This window comes from Sporosarcina sp. Y1009 (assembly GCF_057669865.1).
In genome coordinates this window covers 1-16,356 of sequence record NZ_JBYHFO010000021.1, presented here as the reverse complement: position 1 = coordinate 16,356, position 16,356 = coordinate 1, and the positions used below count along the sequence as shown (strand labels likewise).

Here is a 16,356-nt window from a genome sequence, read left to right as displayed (position 1 = left end):
CGGTTAGCTTACTTAAAAAGCATCTTTACTAGAAACCCTTTAATTCCTAGCTTGAACGGGGCTGGTGTTTGAAGATAATCGCTAGATACTTTTTGTAATGCTCGTGAAGCTTGACAGTTTGGGTATTCAAGCAAAAATGGATGCTGTTTTTTGACGGCTTTCGATACATTTATATCTGATGGGATAAAACCGAGTGTCCCAATTTGTTTGGCTAAAAATTGTTCCGTAACGGCCGTAAAATTTTCAGCAGTTTGTCTGCCCTCTTTATCGCTTGTGCATTGATTGATAATTAGTTGGAGATGGAGATTTTGATCTCTGGCATGGAGCATTTTCACTATGGAATAGGCATCTGTTATTGAAGTTGGCTCAGGGGTGGTCACTAATATGACATCATCCGCCGCCAGTATAAACCGCAAATTTTCATATGAAAGGCCTGCACCTGTATCTAAAATGATGTAATCGACAAATCCTTGAATCGAACTTAATTCGCCGATGAGTTTGTTTAGTTTCACTTCGTCTAGTTGAACTACGTCGTGGAAACCTGAACCTCCTGAAATGAAAAGCAAACCATTTGGCCCTTCTTCGATAATGTCCCAGATTGATAGATCTTTTTCGAGCATCGTCGCGATCGATTCTTTGTTGGATCTGCCTAATAACACGTCCACATTCGAAAAGCCTAAGTCAACGTCAAAAATGAGCACTTTCCGATTTTGTTGAACTAAGCTTAAGGCGAAGTTAAGTGCGAAGTTTGATTTTCCTACGCCACCTTTTCCACTCGTTACAGCTATGGTCCGTGTTTGTCTCTTCTTCTCGGTTTTAGATTTCTTGGCCTCTACCCGTTCCCTTAAAAACTTCGCTTGATCAGTCATGTTTTTCATCTCCTAATATGAAATCTACTAAAATCTCAGGTGTTAATGAGATGATATCATCGGGGACGTTTTGGCCGTTTGCAATATATGGAATTGGGATTGAATAATGGTACAGCAAGTTTACGATCGCGCCTGTTGTACTCGTTTCATCTAGTTTTGTTAATAGCAATTGGTCCATGGCAATTGTTTGGAAATTATCAATGATTTTCACCATGTCTTGGTACTTCGATGTGAGACTTAACACTAAATTGATTTGAATTTTGGTTTTATCTAGTAGTAATTGTTCTAAGTCGTCAATATATTGTTTTTGTTGATAGTTTCTGCCTGCAGTATCCATTAAAACCACGTCACAATCCTGAAGCTCAGACATCGCTTGTTCTAAATCAGCTGCAGATTCCACGACTTTTATCGGGATTCCTAGTATGCTTGCATATGTTTTTAGTTGTTCGACCGCCGCGATTCGATATGTATCGGATGTAATGAGGCCGACTTTTTTGTCTTCATTTAACAGATAGTCTGCGGCAATTTTGGCGATTGTTGTGGTCTTTCCGACACCCGTTGGTCCGATGAAGCAAATGATCTCCGGGTTTATGTCTTCAATTGGCTTTTGATGCGTTTGAATGAATTGAAGCATTTCACTCCGGGCGAGCTGATTCACTCGTTCTTCCGTCATATCAGGATTTTGACCCACTGTCCGCATGATTTTTGAGATGATTTCTGTCTGAATTTCTGGTGTGATTTCTTCAGCTGATAATTTGTCACTTATCGCTTTTATCGAACTTGGTAAATGATCATCTTCCACGACTTGCATCATGAATTGCTTAATGCTTTTCAATTCCTCGAGCAAGTCATTTGTTTCGGTTGCTTCCGATGCTTGATTGGAAACCAGAACTTTTGGCTCAACAATCGTTTTCTCTTGTTCCACGGCGGCGATGACTTCTAGTTTTTCTTTTTGAAAGAAACCTAAAAAGCCGCCTACTTTTACTTTTTTTGTATTTAAAATTAAGGCGTCTGCCCCTAGATCTCTTTTTATCATTGGAATTGCTTCTGAAATGCTTCCAACTTGATATGTTTTTAGTCTCATTAGATATTAACCACTCCACCCATATTGACTACGCCGACACTTTGGATTTCAATGTCAGGTTCTAGTTCGTTATATGATAGTACTGGCAATTCAGGGGCAAAGCGGTCGATAAACTGCCGCATATACATGCGAATGGCAGGTGACGTGAGTAATACGGGCTGAACGCCAGATTGTTGTAGCTTTGTGACTTGCTCTGTAATATTTTGAAGAATCGTTTGTGATAATTCTGGCTCTATCGATAAGTAACTTCCCTGATCTGTCCGTTGCACTGAATCTGCAAATTGTTTTTCTAAACCAGCGCCAGCAGTAATGACCTGTAGCGGCTCATTCGGATTTGTATATTGCAATGTGATTTGCCTGGAAAGGGCTTGGCGAACATACTCCGTTAGGATATCCGTATCTTTCGTTTGGGCTGCGTAATCAGCCAATGCTTCTAAAATGATGAGCAAGTTTCGGATGGACACTTTTTCTTTCAACAGCTTCATCAGTACTTTTTGCACTTCCCCGATTGTCATCAAATTCGGAATCAGTTCCTCAACGACTGCTGGTGAATTTTCACGAATGTTTTCAACGAGTGATTTAACTTCTTGTCTCCCGATTAATTCGTGGGCGTGTCTTTTAATGACTTCTGTTAAATGTGTGGACACAACAGAAGGTGGATCGATAATGGCATAACCAGCCATTTCCGCGTCCTCTTTCGTATCCTCGTTCACCCATAATGCTGGCATTCCAAATGCCGGTTCAATCGTGGCGATGCCTTCAATACTTTCATCATCAACGCCTGGACTCATTGCTAAATAATGATTAAGCATAATCTCACCAGCTGCCACGCGATTGCCTTTTATTTTGATAACATATTGATTGGGTGATAGTTGAATATTGTCACGGATTCTGATCACTGGAACGACAATTCCTAAGTCCACCGCGCATTGTCTTCGAATCATGATGACACGGTCTAGCAAATCGCCGCCTTGATTTTTGTCCGCAATGGGAATTAACCCATAGCCAAATTCAAATTCAATCGCATCCACATGTAATAGATCGATGACACTTTCTGGACTTTTCGCGACTTCCTTCTCTTGTCCTTCTTTGGAAATTTGCTTTTCGGTTTGTTCCTCGGTGTCAAGTGCGCGTTGCATAGAAAAGCCGCCGTAAGCAACAAGTGCCGCAATCGGTAGCACCAATAAAGGATTGATGGGGGTAAAGAAACCAAACAAAGCAAGTGTTACCGCAACTACATAAAGCATTTTGGGATACGCGAAGAGTTGCCTCGTGATATCTGACCCTAAGTTGCCTTGAGAAGCAGCTCTGGTGACCACAATTCCCGTTGCAGTTGAGATAAGTAGCGCTGGAATTTGACTGACTAAGCCGTCACCAATTGATAATAGCGTAAACAATCTTGCAGCTTCCCCGACAGGTAGTCCGTGAACAATGACCCCGATGAGTAAACCACCGATAATATTAATGATGGTAATAATAATCCCGGCAATGGCGTCTCCTTTAACAAACTTACTGGCACCGTCCATTGCGCCGTAGAAATCAGCTTCTTGGCTGACTTTTTCCCGGCGTACTTTCGCTTCTTGATCGGAAATCATGCCTGCGCCTAAGTCAGCGTCAATACTCATTTGTTTCCCCGGCATTGAATCGAGTGTAAACCGAGCAGCTACCTCTGCAACTCGTTCAGATCCTTTCGTAATGACCAAGAATTGAATGATAACAAGGATTAAGAACACCAGAAAACCGATAATGGCACTACCGCCGACAACAAATGAGCCAAAAGTTTCGATGACTTGTCCACCCGTTTGATTTGTAAGAATCGATCTAGTTGTTGATACGTTTAAACCGAGTCTGAATAAGGTTGTCAGTAATAAGAGTGTAGGAAATATTGAAAATTCCAAGGCTTCTTTCGTATTCATTGCGACCAGAATAATGGTTAATGCAATACTGAGATTTATCATAATCAAGATATCTAATAACAGTGGTGGAAGAGGAACAACCATCATGGCTACAACCATTATTACGGATGATAAAATAGCATAATCTCTAATTTTCAAGGTGTTTCCCCTTCCTCATTTCAGTTGATTTTTCCTTTTAATCTGTAAATATATGCTAAAACCTCTGCGACCGCTACAAATAAATCTTCAGGCACAGTGTCGCCTACTTCAACTTGTTGATAGAGTGCACGGGCTAAAGGTTTGTTTTCCATTGTAATGATTTCTAGTTCTCTCGCTTTTTCTTTAATTTTCAAAGCGAGATGACCTTTTCCCATCGCGATAACCATCGGCGCTTCCATTGTTTCCGCGTCGTATTGAATCGCAATGGCGTAATGTGTGGGGTTCGTTATGAGAACATCCGCGTTTGGTAAATCTTGAATCATACGGTTCATGCTCATTTGCCTTTGTCGATCTTTTATTTTCGATTTGATCAAAGGGTCTCCTTCGGCTTTCTTAAATTCATCTTTAATGTCTTGTTTTGACATACGAATGCCTTTTTCAAACTCATATTTCTGATACATATAATCCAAGACTGCTAAGAATAATAAAATGAGTGAAGCAACTAACCCCATTTTGAAAATGAGTGATCCTATATAAGAGATCGCATGCGGTATACTTTTCTGTGATAGTAAAAACAATTCTTCTTTTCCGCTCCACAAAACAGTAAATGCTGCAGTGGAAATGATGCCGATTTTCAGTAAGGATTTTGCCAGTTCTACTAGTGCACGGACTGAAAATATTCTTTTTGCGCCTTTGATTGGATCTAAGCGTTCGAGCTGCGGCTTTAAAGGTTCAGGCGTGAATAAGAAACCAATTTGAACGTAATTGCCGAGAATGCCAAAAACCAGTCCGATTAACATGATTGGTGCCATAATTTTGGCAGCATTAAACGACATCTCTTCCAATAAGGTTCTGATGCTATCGGGGGTAATCTCCCAACTGATGTATTGTGTAAAATTCACTCTGTAAATCGTTTGAAGCTGATCAAGTAGGTAACCGCCGATAAAGTAGAGCATTAAAATCCCACCAAGCATAATTAAAGCGGAAGGTATTTCAGCACTTTTTGCTACTTGGCCCTTACGTTTCGACTCTTGTCGTTTCTGCGGTGTCGCTTTTTCAGTCTTCTCACCTGCGAAAAATTGTAAATCGAGTGGATATCTTTTCACCATCTATATCCCCCCTATTAACCGGATGAGCTGCGACATACTTGTCATTATTTTTTCAAATAGAATCTGCAATAGGTAAAAGTAAATCGGCAATGTCAATAATAATAAGATGAAGCCGACTGAAATCTTAATCGGGAGCCCCACAACAAATACATTGAGCTGCGGTACTGTTTTCGCTAAAATACCGAGCGCGATATCGATGAGTAATAAGGATCCGACGATTGGAATCGCAATTTGTAAAGCAATTAAAAACATTTCAACAAACAATTTGGTCATAAACAAGGCAAGCTGTTCAGCTTCAACCGAAATCATCGTCGTTTCAACTGGAAATAATTGTATACTATGTATGACACCGTCTAGCATTAAATGATGAGCATTTACTGTAAGTAAGAACAGTAACGCCATCATATATTTAAAATGGCCGATGATTGGAACTTGTGATCCTGTTTGGGGGTCCATTACGTTGGCCATCGCAAAGCCCATTTGGAAATCAATGAATGCACCAGCAATTTGAACTGAATATAAAAGTAAGGCTGCAGTAAACCCGAGTGATATGCCTACACCAAATTCCTTGGCGATTAAAAACAAATAAGTAGAATCCAATGGAAGCTGCGCATCAATTGGCATATTAATAACCGTAACTAACGCTATAAAAAAGCCCAGCCCAATTTTAAACTGGTTTGGCACACCACGCATGGAAAAAATCGGTGCAATTAGGAAAAAACTCGTTATGCGAATGAATACTAATAAAAAATACGGTAAGGTCTCATAAATGATATTTATCATATATTCACTATCCAATTAGTCGCGGGAGTTGTTGAAATAAGTTTTCCGTGTAATCCATTAAGGTGGTGAGCATCCACGGACCGAAAAATACAAGTGCAATGAACACGGCTAGTATTTTTGGAATAAACGCCAGCGTCTGCTCTTGAATTTGCGTCATCGCTTGAAAAATACTGACAAGTAATCCGACACCCAGTGCAACTAATAGCATCGGGGCGGCAATGAGGATGACCGTATATATCGATTGTTCCGCTAGTTTAATAACCATATCTGGCGTCATTGAAATCTCCCTTTCTTTCCTTCAAACAGGCCGCGACTTGTTTGTGCCTAAATTTTCTAGCTAAAAGCTGGCCATCAATGAATCGACGATCAAATACCATCCATCTACAAGGACGAATAATAAGATCTTAAATGGCAATGAAATCATGACTGGTGGTAACATCATCATTCCCATTGACATTAGCGTACTCGCGACAACCATATCAATAATTAGAAATGGAATGAAAATCACAAAACCAATTTGAAATGCGGTTTTTAATTCGCTAATTGCAAATGCAGGAATGAGCGCGGTTAATGGTACTTCTTCAAGGCTTTCGGGTTTGTCTAAGCCGCTGTATTTAAAAAACAAAGCTAAATCTTTCTCCCGCGTATGCTTAGACATAAACTCTTTAATGGGAACAACGGCTGTATCAAACGCCTCTTCTTGTGAGACATCTCCTGCTAGATATGGTTGCAACGCGGTTTCGTTAATATCCGTAAATACAGGTGCCATGATAAAAAACGTAAGAAATAGAGCAAGGCCGACCAACACTTGGTTCGGCGGCATCGATTGTGTTCCTAACCCTGTTCGAACAAAAGACAAAACAATAATGATTCGGGTAAAGCTCGTCAGCATGATTAAAATACCTGGTGCTAACGACAAGATTGTTAACAATAGTAATAGTTGAAGCGTGACAGACACGTCTTGTGGAGATTCAGTTCCAAAATTAATGCCTGGAATCGCTACTAGTAATAGAAAGTCTCTCATTATAAGCGACCTTCTTTATCATCTTTACCCTGCAGGTCTTGATCGAATTTATCTTGCTTACCTTTTATCTTATCGAGGCTCTGGCTGAATATATTATCAAAGCTGTCTGGTCGATTCTTTGTGTTTCGATCATTTACTTTGGCTTTTAAATAGCTTGCTATTGTGTTTGTCTGACTAGTTGTTGCTAAGTTTTCTTCAATATTTTTGATTTCATCTTCTTTTGAAATTTCCTTTAGCAATGTAATTTGATCGCCGACACCGAGTAATAAAAGCTGATCGCCGACTTTTACAAGTTGAAGAGATTTGTTATTCCCCAGCTGTGTGCCCCCCATTAGCTTTATCGCTTGATTGGGTTGGAGGTTTTTTTGTCTGAGTGCTAGGAACTTTATCAAAGCATAGATTAAGACAATTATTAGGATTGTATAGAAAATTAGTTTTCCGATAACGGAAACCATACTCGTATTTGTGTTTGTTTCATTGCTTTCATCTTTTTCTGGTTCCTCTTGTTGGATGTTAGTTCCTTCGTTGTTGATCCAGTCGTTTACATTGGGTTCAGCAGCATTAACGAAAATGGGGAATCCTGTCATAAAGATTAAAAGCAATGTGATGCCAACACATTTAGTTAATTTCTGAATCATTGATGTACTCCTTACCTTGGGGGATTAGCGTAGTTTTGATATACGCTCGGCTGTACTTAAAATATCCGTGACGCGTACACCAAAATTTTCATCAATGACGACGACTTCTCCCACTGCGATTAACTTGTTATTGATCAGTATATCGACTGGTTCCCCTGCTAATTTATCGAGTTCGATGATTGAGCCTTGAGAAACTTCAAGAATTTCTTTTACCATTCTTTTTGTACGGCCCAATTCAACTGTCACTTGTAGCGGAATATCCATCAGCATATCTAAGTTGTTTGGTTCCACCTGTGTGGCAGCTGTCTCATCAAAACTAGAAAATTGAACCGGTTGGATGTTGGTATTCGCCTCTTGGTTCGATGGTTGTGCCGGTTCACTTATGACTGGTTCACTTACTTGTTCACTAGGTTCTTTTGCCAAAGGTTCTGTCACCCCGATTGAATCATTTACGCGTTCTATGATTTGTTTCATTAGTTGGATCGGTAAGCAAAGGTGAACTGTTAGGTCTTGTTCGCCAATTTTGAGTTGAAAACTAGCTTCGACAAGCGCATCGCCTTGAATGAAATTATCAACAGAAAATGCCGCCATCTGTTCAACTCGATCTATCCCTGATAATGAATAGGAAACTTCTTGTTCTAATAAGGTTGTCATCGACTGCGATACTGCGGTAAACATTTGCTCGATCGTTTTTTGCACGGCTTGCAATTGGCTATCCGTTTCATTTGAATCGCTAGTTTTTTCCACCATATTGCTAATTTTTTGCACATCTTGATCATTTATAGTTAAAATCTGAACCCCATTAAATCCGCCCGTGTATTCGCCTAAAACAACGAAAAACGATGATTCTAATGTCGAAAACAAATTTGCTTTTTGTACGACTTGAAGTTGCAGGTTCTTCATGAAAACCGTCTCAGAAAATAATGTAGATAGAGCGGTAGAAGAACTTCCAAGAGAAACATTAAATAACTCTATTGCGACTTCAATTTCTGCTTTTGATAGTGAATCCGTAGACATTGTATTTCCCTCCGTACCACTTTGTCCTAATAACCCGTTAACTTCTTCTGATGATAATTTGTCAAATGTCATTGAATTCATCACCTTCTTCATGAACGTCAGTAATTTGCACAGCCATTTTCCCTTTCGAAATCCCTGGTTGGGCAAAGAACTTTTGTTTTTCATCTACCAATACGGTGACAGGATCTTCGTAAGATGCATTCAAGCGAATGACATCTCCATTTTGAATTTTTAGGAGTTCGCCAATTTGAATTGTTGATCTTCCAAGAATTGCTTTTACATCTAGTTTGGTACCTTGAACATTTTTCGTTAATGCTTCCATTTCATGCTTTTCAATCGTTTTCTTTTGGGTTGCTAACCAGTGTCTAGCGGATAATTTGGGTAAGACTTTCTCTAATCCGACATAGGGTAAACAAATGATAATTGTTCCGTCAACATCACCAATTTTCACTTGCAATGAAACCAAAGCGACGGTCTCATTTGGCGATGAAGTTGTCAAAAATTGTGGATTTACTTCGATTTCAGTTAGCTCTGGTGTCATCTTCACGACAGACGACCATGCTTCTTGGAAACATTCCAGTGCTTTGATAAACACCCTTTGAATCACACTTATTTCAATCTCAGTCAAGTTATTATCGTTATCTGATACGTTTCCCTGTCCGCCAAGCATTCTGTCAAACATAACCGAAGCGATATCCGGTGAAAACTCCATGACCATGCTGCCTTGTAATGGTTCTGCTTTAAAAACGCCTAAAAGTGAATGATTGCGCACATTACCGATGAAGTCTTCATAAGTAAATTCTTCAACGGAAAAGACATGAATGTCTACGACCGTGCGAAGTTGTGTTGAAAAATAGGAAGTTAATAGTCTGGCAAAGTTTTCATGAATTCGATTTAATGTTCGAATTTGATCATGCGAAAAGCGGAACGCCTTTCTAAAATCATAGTTTTGAACATTTCTATCGCGCATGTCTTGTTCAGTTCCTTTTTTACTGATAGATGAAAGAATGGTCTCAATATATTCAGGTGATAAGTAATCTTCCATAGTTGTACCCTCTCAATCAATACCGTTTATCGTTTTGCTTTTGATTTGTAGGTAAAATCGTTATTTTTTGGTAATAAGCGGTTACTTTTTCCATAACATCTTCGACTGTCTCCAATACATGTGTTTTCTTCCCTGAAACCAGCGTGATCACAGTATCTGGTGTCGATTCGATTCTTTCAATATAGATTGCATTTAATATAAAAGTTGTTTGATTCAACCGCGTTAATTTAATCATAGTAAAGCGGATAGAGGGCTTATTCCCTCTATCCTTGCCTCCCTACATTATCGTTTTAAGTTGACTACTTCTTGTAAGATTTCGTCAGAAGTTGTAATTGTACGAGAATTTGCTTGGAAACCACGTTGTGCAATAATCATTTCCGTGAATTCTTCCGTCAAATCAACATTCGACATTTCCAATTGACCTGAAGCGATATCAGTATTCATGCCAGCGACTGTACCAATTGTTACAGTTCCAGTTGGATCAGCATTTGTCGTCATTTCATAGAGCGATCCGCCGAACTTACGCAGTCCTGCTGGATTCGGAGGTGATGCAATACCAATGGTCACGTCATCAGCTAAAACGAGTTCTTCAACACCAGTATCCGAACGTTTCCCCATGATTTCGCCGGATTGGTTAATTGAAAACGAATCATAAACTTCTGGGTCGATCATTATTTTCTCACCATTACTATCCAATACGTTATAGCCTTGTGAATTGACTAAAAACCCATCACGGTCAACGACAAAATTTCCAGCTCGTGTTAAGTATTCGCCTTCACCAAGACCTGCGTCCGGGGATTGAACAACAAAAAATCCGTTCCCCATAATTGTTAGATCAGTGCCTACACCAGTTGTCATCGAAGATCCTGGCGTATGTTGTGTCGTGATTGAAGAAATGGTCGAACCCAAACCGACTTGAGTTGGATTTACACCGCTGCCTGAGAGGTTTTGACTTAATAAATCTTGAAAGTTAATGGTACTTTTCTTATAGCCAATGGTATTGACGTTCGCAATGTTATTTCCAATGACATCTAGCTTTGTTTGAAAGCCCTTCATACCTGAAACTCCTGCATACAGTGAGCGTAACATAATTTTTCCCCTTTCGAGTATCGCCGCTTAACGGGCAATCTCTAGTTCCTATTTTTTATAACTGCTTTTCAATACGTTCAATAAAAGCGAGTGGAATCTTCAAACCATCTGTATCAAGTTCTGCTGTTAACACACCATCTTTGATAAATATCGCCTTTACAATGCCTTCTCCCGACAACTCATTTCCTTCAACCTCTTGTTTCCAATAGACTTTGTTGCCCAGTAAATGTGCTTGTTCAGTTAAAGGATGTTGCTGTTCTAATCCCACAAATTGGTTCATTGTTTTATTTAAATTTGTTAGTTGTTCTAGGCTACTAAATTGCGCCATTTGGCCAATAAATTCTGTATCTTTTTGAGGTTCTAATGGATTTTGGTGTTTCATCTGTGTGACGAGAATTCTTAAAAATGCATCTTGGCCAAGTGTGTTATTCTGTGCCACTGGCTTGTTTGGATTTTCTCCGTATGTGCTAGTAGGTGCATTATGATTAACTTGCATGAAGACTCCCCTTTCTTTCCTAAACGGTGTAATCCACATTCATCGACGATTCTACTTGTTTGTGCTGAAATTCTTTTTCTTCATCTTTTCGCTCTAATTCATTTTTGTTGACCTGCTGCTTTTCTTGTTGCTGCTCAGAAAAACGACGTTCGGCTTGTTGTTCAAATGACGGTGAATTTTGATGTGCTATGTCAATTTTCTCGAGTTGAACACCTTGTTGTACAATTGATTGTCTTAACTGATGCATTTGTAGGTCTAATACTTCTTTTGCGATGATTGTACTGGTGAAAATTTGTGCTGTGATTTTCCCATTAATCTCTGTGAAGCGAATGTCTAAGTGTCCGAGATGATCTGGTGTGATATTGACTCGGATTTGAGTTGCTTCTGGATTTCCGGTGAGTTTAAACGAGCCTCGAAACACGTTTCCTAACTCCTCGATTAGATGTGACATTCGAATTGTTTGTGTAGGTTCAGTTGGTACTTGTTGGACCGGTGTTTGAACTATCTTTGATGCGTTTTGTGCATTATTTAAAGTGAATAACTGGGTCTGATTCGTATTTTCATCAGTTTGGGCGCCTACTGTTTGTGTTGTAGGAGTTACCGTATTCACCGTGGTCTGTTTGATCACCAGACTAGTTTCCTGTTCATGATACACAGGCGTTTGCGTAACTTGTACTGGACTTTTTGTATCCTGTGTGAGGCTTGTGAGTTGTTGAAGCAGTTGCTCGATACGCGTTGTTTGCTGTACTGATAATGATTTCCCTTCAGCTAACAATTTTTTAACGCCTTCAAGATCTGCAATCATTTTTGTAATGACTAATTCTAGTTTCGTTTGCTCACCATCTTCTCCCTGCATTACTGGCGCAGGAGGATCGTCGATAACGATTGGTGTTGGCATTAACTTTGGAAGCCCTTCATTTTGCCAGTTCAAAATGCTAGTCATTTTTTCATGATTAAAAGTATCTGGTCGTTGTTTAGGTAAACCAACTTCTATTTCTTCTACATCCACGTTTTGCGTCGTATACATCTGCAACATTCCATAAACGATTTCTTCATCTTCTACAGTCAATGTTTGGTGTGGTAGTTCTTGTAAGTTATGTAATACTTCTTCAATTTCTTTTAATTGTTCTTGCAGCTGTTCTTCGTTTGGTACTTCATTTACCACTTGACCTTCAAGGGTGATTGAACTAAATAACGCAGCAAAATTTATGGATTCGCCGTCTGTCTTTATCGACTGGGTTGTTCTTGTTGGTTGAACCGCTTGTGGCTGGAAAGCTAAACTTAATGCGTCAATGGGACTCACCCTCTTTCCGCTAATCTCGTTTTAGTAAGACGGTAAAACCTAGTACTGGCTAGTTCATCGAAAAAGTTCTGTTCGATTATTTTGTTTTCCTCGATATGCTGGTCTCGTTTTTGTTCTTTAAGATTGTCCCACACTTTTTGTTCTTGCGATTTAAGTTGTAAGTGACTTTGTGTTTTTGTCACATTTCGTTGCAATTGTTCAAGTTCGTGTTGGGAAAAAATCAATTGTGTTTGCAGTTGCTCAATATAGTTTTCGAGTTCTCTTAATTCCGAAATATTTACGCCTTCTTGTTGCTTTTTCGTTATGATTTGTTCAACGTTTGAAATTTTTTCAAGTATCGTTTCTCTTTTGAGGTATCCTTCTTCATGGCGTTTGACCGCGTCTGCCATTTGAACTTGTGCAAAGTCTTTCTCATTGTCTTTTAAATCTAAGATTTGTTGAAATCGAAAGTCGAATTTCGTCACGTTTTATGTTCCCCCAAACTGTGTTGATAGCCGTTCAATGCTTTCTTCCATTTTGGTTTTTTCATTTATTTCTTGTTTTAAATACTCTTTAATCATTGGATAGGCACGAATTGCGTCGTCTATTTCTTTGTTTGCGCCACTTTTATACGCACCAATGTTTATCAGGTCTTCGGAAGTTTCATAAGCAGCTAATAATCGTTTGAATTCCACAGCTGCTTTCTGGTGTTCTGGTGAAACGACATCATGCATAACACGGCTAACACTCGTCATTATATTGATCGCAGGGAATTGACCTTTTTGGGCAATTTTACGGTCCAATACAATATGTCCATCAAGTATTCCACGCACAGCATCAGCAATCGGTTCGTTCATGTCGTCGCCGTCGACTAGTACCGTGTAAAAAGCTGTAATGGATCCTTTACTTGATGTTCCGGAGCGTTCGAGTAGCTTCGGTAACATCGCGAAAACACTTGGTGTATACCCTTTACTTGTAGGGGGCTCTCCAACCGCAAGGCCGACTTCACGCTGTGCCATTGCAAAACGTGTCACTGAGTCCATCATGAGCATGACATTTTTGCCTTGGTCACGGAAATATTCAGCGATTGCAGTTGCTGTCAAAGCGCCTTTTATGCGTTGTAGCGGTGTTTGATCAGATGTTGCAGCAACGACAACAGATTTTTGTAAACCTTCCGGACCTAAATCACGCTCGATAAAATCCCGAATTTCCCTGCCCCGTTCACCGATTAGCGCGATTACGTTGATATCAGCTTCGGTATTTCGCGCGATCATCCCCATTAAAGTACTTTTTCCAACTCCACTTCCTGCAAAAACGCCAATCCTTTGCCCTTGTCCTACCGTTAATAAGCCGTCAATTGCACGGACGCCTACCTCTATTGGTTGGACAATTCTCGGTCTTTGCAATGGATTCGGCGGCTTGTTGTTCGTGGAATATCTTTTCAATCCTTTTGGTAACATGCTGTCATCTAATGGTTTACCAGTACCATCGAGGATTTTTCCCAAAATCGAAGGCCCCACTCGGATTTGAAGCGGATAACCTGTTGCAACAACTAAGCAACCTGGGCCAATTTGAGACACATCACTTAAAGGCATAAGTAAAATTTTGTTTTCTTTAAAACCGACAACTTCAGCTTCAATCGGTGGTTCAAATTGATTTGGATATAATAGACAGAGTTCTCCGATTTTTGCATTGGGCCCTTGTGACTCAATCGTTAAGCCGATTACTTGAACCACTTTTCCGTGTTTTTTTATGGGTTCAATTTCATCTAATAATTCGAGATACTCATCTTTTTTTAACTCGATCAATCTGCTCTCTCCTCGCTGTAGGTAAGGAGCTGTTTTTTGATTTCCTGTAGTTGCCCATCTACTGTGACATCATAAGAGCCGTTAGCCGTTAGAATCATGCAACCACCCTTTTTCAAATTCGCAATTGGAATTAATCGCAATTCTGAATCATCTCTGACGTAGGTTTGAAGCTCATCCAAAAAGGGTAAGACAATAGAGTAGTCATCAGGCGAAACTTGCATGACAAGATCTTCGGACTCTTCGATATTTTTTAACGCTTGTTTAACAATATTAAGCAACTGGTCATTATCTTGTTTAAGTTCGCCCTTAATTACTTTTCCGGCGATTTTAACGCTGAGCGCTAATAAAAACGGTTCAGATTGTTGGATAACTTTTTCTTTTTCTTCATAGGCAAGTTCCAATAACGCTTGCATTTCAAGTCGTTGTTTTTGAAACGCTTCTTCCGCTTCTAGGGCACCTTGGTCAAACCCATTTTGAAAACCTTGTAGAGAAGCCTCTTTCGCCAATCTTTCGGCATCCTGATTTGCTTCGGTTTTCTTTTTTTCAATCCAGTTCTCTAGTTCTGTTTGCGCGTTTTCTTGATCTGTGGCTAGTTGTTGCTGTAGTTGCTCAACCTGCTTTTCAAGTATCTCGACTTCTTCAATTAAGGTCTGTTTTTTTTGTGTATGATCAATTTCAGAAGCATTGATGTCTAACTGTCTTTGCTCAATTTTTTTCGTATGAATAATTTTTTTAGGGATATGTGAGAGTTGATCGGCACGAATAATATTAGACAAGAACTTCATCACCTTTACCTCGGGAGATGATAATTTCTCCACTTTCCTCCAAACTACGAATTAGCGCAACAATACTCGTCTGCGCATCTTCGACGTCTTTTAATTTCATAGGTCCCATCATTTCAATTTCCTCTTGAATCATTTCAGATCTTCTTGCGGACATATTTTGGTAGATGCTATTTTTCACATCGTCACTTGCCACTTTTAAGGCATATGATAAATCTAAATCGCTAATTTCACGAATAACGCGTTGAACTGAACGTACATCCAGTTTGACAATATCTTCAAATACAAACATACGCTTCTTAATCTCTTCAACTAGCTCTGGTGCTTCGATTGCTAGGCTCGAGAGGATTGACTTTTCTGTTCCACGGTCAACTTTGTTTAACACGTTGACAATCGTTTCTACGCCACCCATTGAAGAATATTCACCGGTCCCTGCCACAGATAGCTTTCGTTCAATGATTTGTTCAACTTGGTGTATGACTTCAGGTGAAGTGCTTTCCATTTGGGCAATCCTTTGGACGACTTCCGCCTGTTTTTGTGGAGGAAGTTGAGAGAGTATTTTAGATGATTGACTTGGTTCTAAATGAGTCAGGACTAAAGCGATTGTTTGTGCATGTTCTTGTTGTAATATGTTTAAGATTTGATTTGGGTCAGCTTTTCTGGCGAAATTGAATGGTTTTACTTGCAGTTTGCTTGTTAACCGTCCAATTGTCTCCATAGCTTTTTCTTTTCCTAACGCTTTCTCTAACACTTCGGTCGCATAATCTAATCCGCCCTCACTCATATAATCTTGTCCAAGGATCATTCCGTAAAACTCATTGAGGACTCTTTCGGTTTCACTCTTTTTCAATTGTCGAACATTGGAGATTTCCATGGTGACTCGGTCTATTTCTGCTTCGGATAGTTGTTTATATATTTCTACAGAAACTTCAGGCCCCATCCCAACGAGAAGTACAGCGACTTTTTGAATCCCGCTCAATTTTGTTTTCATGCCCCTACTCATATGCATCCCTCCTATTCTTCAAGGTTGTTGGAAAAGTTTTAAATTTAAAATTCGTTCTTATATGTGATCCGTTGATTTCCGTTCCGGGCGGACGCTTTCCTGTGGGGCGGGCGAGAAGTGCGGAAAGATACAGTTCAATCTTTCCTGCCTCCTCAGTCGCTTCGCTCCCTGGGGGGGTGTCATCAAAGGAGAAATGAACTTCTTTCTCCCCCCCTGTCCCGCTAGTCCCACGGGAGTCGCCGCCCTCATACGCGTCAACTTAAGGTTCTGTTC

Annotated in this window: 18 protein-coding genes; all 18 read right to left on the bottom strand. The window is 39.8% G+C overall.

Annotated elements, in window-relative coordinates; all coding sequences use genetic code 11:
* Positions 1-8: 8 nt before the first annotated feature.
* From AC25Y1_RS17500 to fliG, 18 genes are read right to left on the bottom strand one after another with little or no spacing between them, the layout of a single operon-like run.
* Positions 9-869, bottom strand: coding sequence for a MinD/ParA family protein (locus tag AC25Y1_RS17500; protein WP_488149288.1), 861 nt, complete (start codon positions 867-869; stop codon positions 9-11).
* Positions 862-1,953, bottom strand: coding sequence for a flagellar biosynthesis GTPase FlhF (gene flhF / locus AC25Y1_RS17495; protein WP_488149287.1), 1,092 nt, complete (start codon positions 1,951-1,953; stop codon positions 862-864). Before flhF ends, AC25Y1_RS17500 begins: the two co-directional genes overlap by 8 nt.
* A complete protein-coding gene (gene flhA, locus AC25Y1_RS17490) occupies positions 1,953-4,007 on the bottom strand; it encodes a flagellar biosynthesis protein FlhA (RefSeq protein WP_488149286.1) in 2,055 nt (684 codons plus the stop codon). The genes flhF and flhA overlap by 1 nt, the downstream gene beginning before the upstream one ends.
* A 20-nt stretch (positions 4,008-4,027) precedes the next feature.
* Positions 4,028-5,116, bottom strand: coding sequence for a flagellar biosynthesis protein FlhB (gene flhB / locus AC25Y1_RS17485; RefSeq protein WP_488149285.1), 1,089 nt, complete (start codon positions 5,114-5,116; stop codon positions 4,028-4,030).
* Positions 5,117-5,896 (bottom strand): flagellar biosynthetic protein FliR, encoded by a 780-nt coding sequence (fliR, locus tag AC25Y1_RS17480; RefSeq protein ID WP_488149310.1) that lies wholly within the window; start codon positions 5,894-5,896, stop codon positions 5,117-5,119.
* 10 nt (positions 5,897-5,906) lie between these two features.
* Positions 5,907-6,176, bottom strand: a complete 270-nt coding sequence (fliQ, locus tag AC25Y1_RS17475; protein ID WP_488149284.1) for a flagellar biosynthesis protein FliQ — start codon at positions 6,174-6,176, stop codon at positions 5,907-5,909.
* A gap of 60 nt (positions 6,177-6,236) precedes the next feature.
* Complete coding sequence (fliP, locus tag AC25Y1_RS17470; protein WP_488149283.1) at positions 6,237-6,923, bottom strand: flagellar type III secretion system pore protein FliP; 687 nt, start codon at positions 6,921-6,923, stop codon at positions 6,237-6,239.
* Complete coding sequence (gene fliO, locus AC25Y1_RS17465) at positions 6,923-7,561, bottom strand: flagellar biosynthetic protein FliO (protein ID WP_488149282.1); 639 nt, start codon at positions 7,559-7,561, stop codon at positions 6,923-6,925. Before fliO ends, fliP begins: the two co-directional genes overlap by 1 nt.
* A 24-nt stretch (positions 7,562-7,585) precedes the next feature.
* Complete coding sequence (gene fliY / locus AC25Y1_RS17460) at positions 7,586-8,650, bottom strand: flagellar motor switch phosphatase FliY (protein ID WP_488149281.1); 1,065 nt, start codon at positions 8,648-8,650, stop codon at positions 7,586-7,588.
* The gene (gene fliM / locus AC25Y1_RS17455; RefSeq protein WP_488149280.1) at positions 8,640-9,623 is read right to left on the bottom strand and encodes a flagellar motor switch protein FliM; all 984 of its coding nucleotides are present in this window, start codon (positions 9,621-9,623) and stop codon (positions 8,640-8,642) included. The genes fliY and fliM overlap by 11 nt, the downstream gene beginning before the upstream one ends.
* A gap of 16 nt (positions 9,624-9,639) precedes the next feature.
* Entirely contained in the window at positions 9,640-9,858 is a 219-nt protein-coding gene (locus tag AC25Y1_RS17450) for a flagellar FlbD family protein (RefSeq protein ID WP_488149279.1), read from the bottom strand.
* Positions 9,859-9,905: 47 nt separating this feature from the next.
* Positions 9,906-10,712 (bottom strand): flagellar hook-basal body complex protein, encoded by an 807-nt coding sequence (locus AC25Y1_RS17445; RefSeq protein WP_488149278.1) that lies wholly within the window; start codon positions 10,710-10,712, stop codon positions 9,906-9,908.
* Between the two features lie 55 nt (positions 10,713-10,767).
* The gene (locus AC25Y1_RS17440) at positions 10,768-11,208 is read right to left on the bottom strand and encodes a flagellar hook capping FlgD N-terminal domain-containing protein (protein ID WP_488149277.1); all 441 of its coding nucleotides are present in this window, start codon (positions 11,206-11,208) and stop codon (positions 10,768-10,770) included.
* A gap of 19 nt (positions 11,209-11,227) precedes the next feature.
* On the bottom strand, positions 11,228-12,511 hold the full coding sequence (locus AC25Y1_RS17435; protein WP_488149276.1) for a flagellar hook-length control protein FliK: 1,284 nt from the start codon (positions 12,509-12,511) through the stop codon (positions 11,228-11,230).
* The gene (gene fliJ / locus AC25Y1_RS17430; protein ID WP_488149275.1) at positions 12,508-12,975 is read right to left on the bottom strand and encodes a flagellar export protein FliJ; all 468 of its coding nucleotides are present in this window, start codon (positions 12,973-12,975) and stop codon (positions 12,508-12,510) included. The genes AC25Y1_RS17435 and fliJ overlap by 4 nt, the downstream gene beginning before the upstream one ends.
* 3 nt (positions 12,976-12,978) lie before the next feature.
* Complete coding sequence (gene fliI, locus AC25Y1_RS17425; RefSeq protein WP_488149309.1) at positions 12,979-14,295, bottom strand: flagellar protein export ATPase FliI; 1,317 nt, start codon at positions 14,293-14,295, stop codon at positions 12,979-12,981.
* A complete protein-coding gene (locus AC25Y1_RS17420) occupies positions 14,295-15,074 on the bottom strand; it encodes a FliH/SctL family protein (RefSeq protein ID WP_488149274.1) in 780 nt (259 codons plus the stop codon). The genes fliI and AC25Y1_RS17420 overlap by 1 nt, the downstream gene beginning before the upstream one ends.
* Complete coding sequence (gene fliG / locus AC25Y1_RS17415) at positions 15,067-16,083, bottom strand: flagellar motor switch protein FliG (RefSeq protein WP_488149273.1); 1,017 nt, start codon at positions 16,081-16,083, stop codon at positions 15,067-15,069. The genes AC25Y1_RS17420 and fliG overlap by 8 nt, the downstream gene beginning before the upstream one ends.
* Positions 16,084-16,356: the final 273 nt, after the last annotated feature.

What these genes read in the sequence shown, in the direction of transcription:
- fliG (WP_488149273.1), bottom strand. Translation starts at nt 16,083, where the DNA reads ATGAGTAGGGGCATGAAAACAAAATTGAGCGGGATTCAAAAAGTCGCT.
- fliY (WP_488149281.1), bottom strand. Translation starts at nt 8,650, where the DNA reads ATGACATTTGACAAATTATCATCAGAAGAAGTTAACGGGTTATTAGGA.
- AC25Y1_RS17500 (WP_488149288.1), bottom strand. Translation starts at nt 869, where the DNA reads ATGACTGATCAAGCGAAGTTTTTAAGGGAACGGGTAGAGGCCAAGAAA.
- flhB (WP_488149285.1), bottom strand. Translation starts at nt 5,116, where the DNA reads ATGGTGAAAAGATATCCACTCGATTTACAATTTTTCGCAGGTGAGAAG.
- fliO (WP_488149282.1), bottom strand. Translation starts at nt 7,561, where the DNA reads ATGATTCAGAAATTAACTAAATGTGTTGGCATCACATTGCTTTTAATC.
- flhF (WP_488149287.1), bottom strand. Translation starts at nt 1,953, where the DNA reads ATGAGACTAAAAACATATCAAGTTGGAAGCATTTCAGAAGCAATTCCA.
- fliP (WP_488149283.1), bottom strand. Translation starts at nt 6,923, where the DNA reads ATGAGAGACTTTCTATTACTAGTAGCGATTCCAGGCATTAATTTTGGA.
- fliM (WP_488149280.1), bottom strand. Translation starts at nt 9,623, where the DNA reads ATGGAAGATTACTTATCACCTGAATATATTGAGACCATTCTTTCATCT.
- fliQ (WP_488149284.1), bottom strand. Translation starts at nt 6,176, where the DNA reads ATGACGCCAGATATGGTTATTAAACTAGCGGAACAATCGATATATACG.
- AC25Y1_RS17440 (WP_488149277.1), bottom strand. Translation starts at nt 11,208, where the DNA reads ATGCAAGTTAATCATAATGCACCTACTAGCACATACGGAGAAAATCCA.
- AC25Y1_RS17445 (WP_488149278.1), bottom strand. Translation starts at nt 10,712, where the DNA reads ATGTTACGCTCACTGTATGCAGGAGTTTCAGGTATGAAGGGCTTTCAA.
- AC25Y1_RS17450 (WP_488149279.1), bottom strand. Translation starts at nt 9,858, where the DNA reads ATGATTAAATTAACGCGGTTGAATCAAACAACTTTTATATTAAATGCA.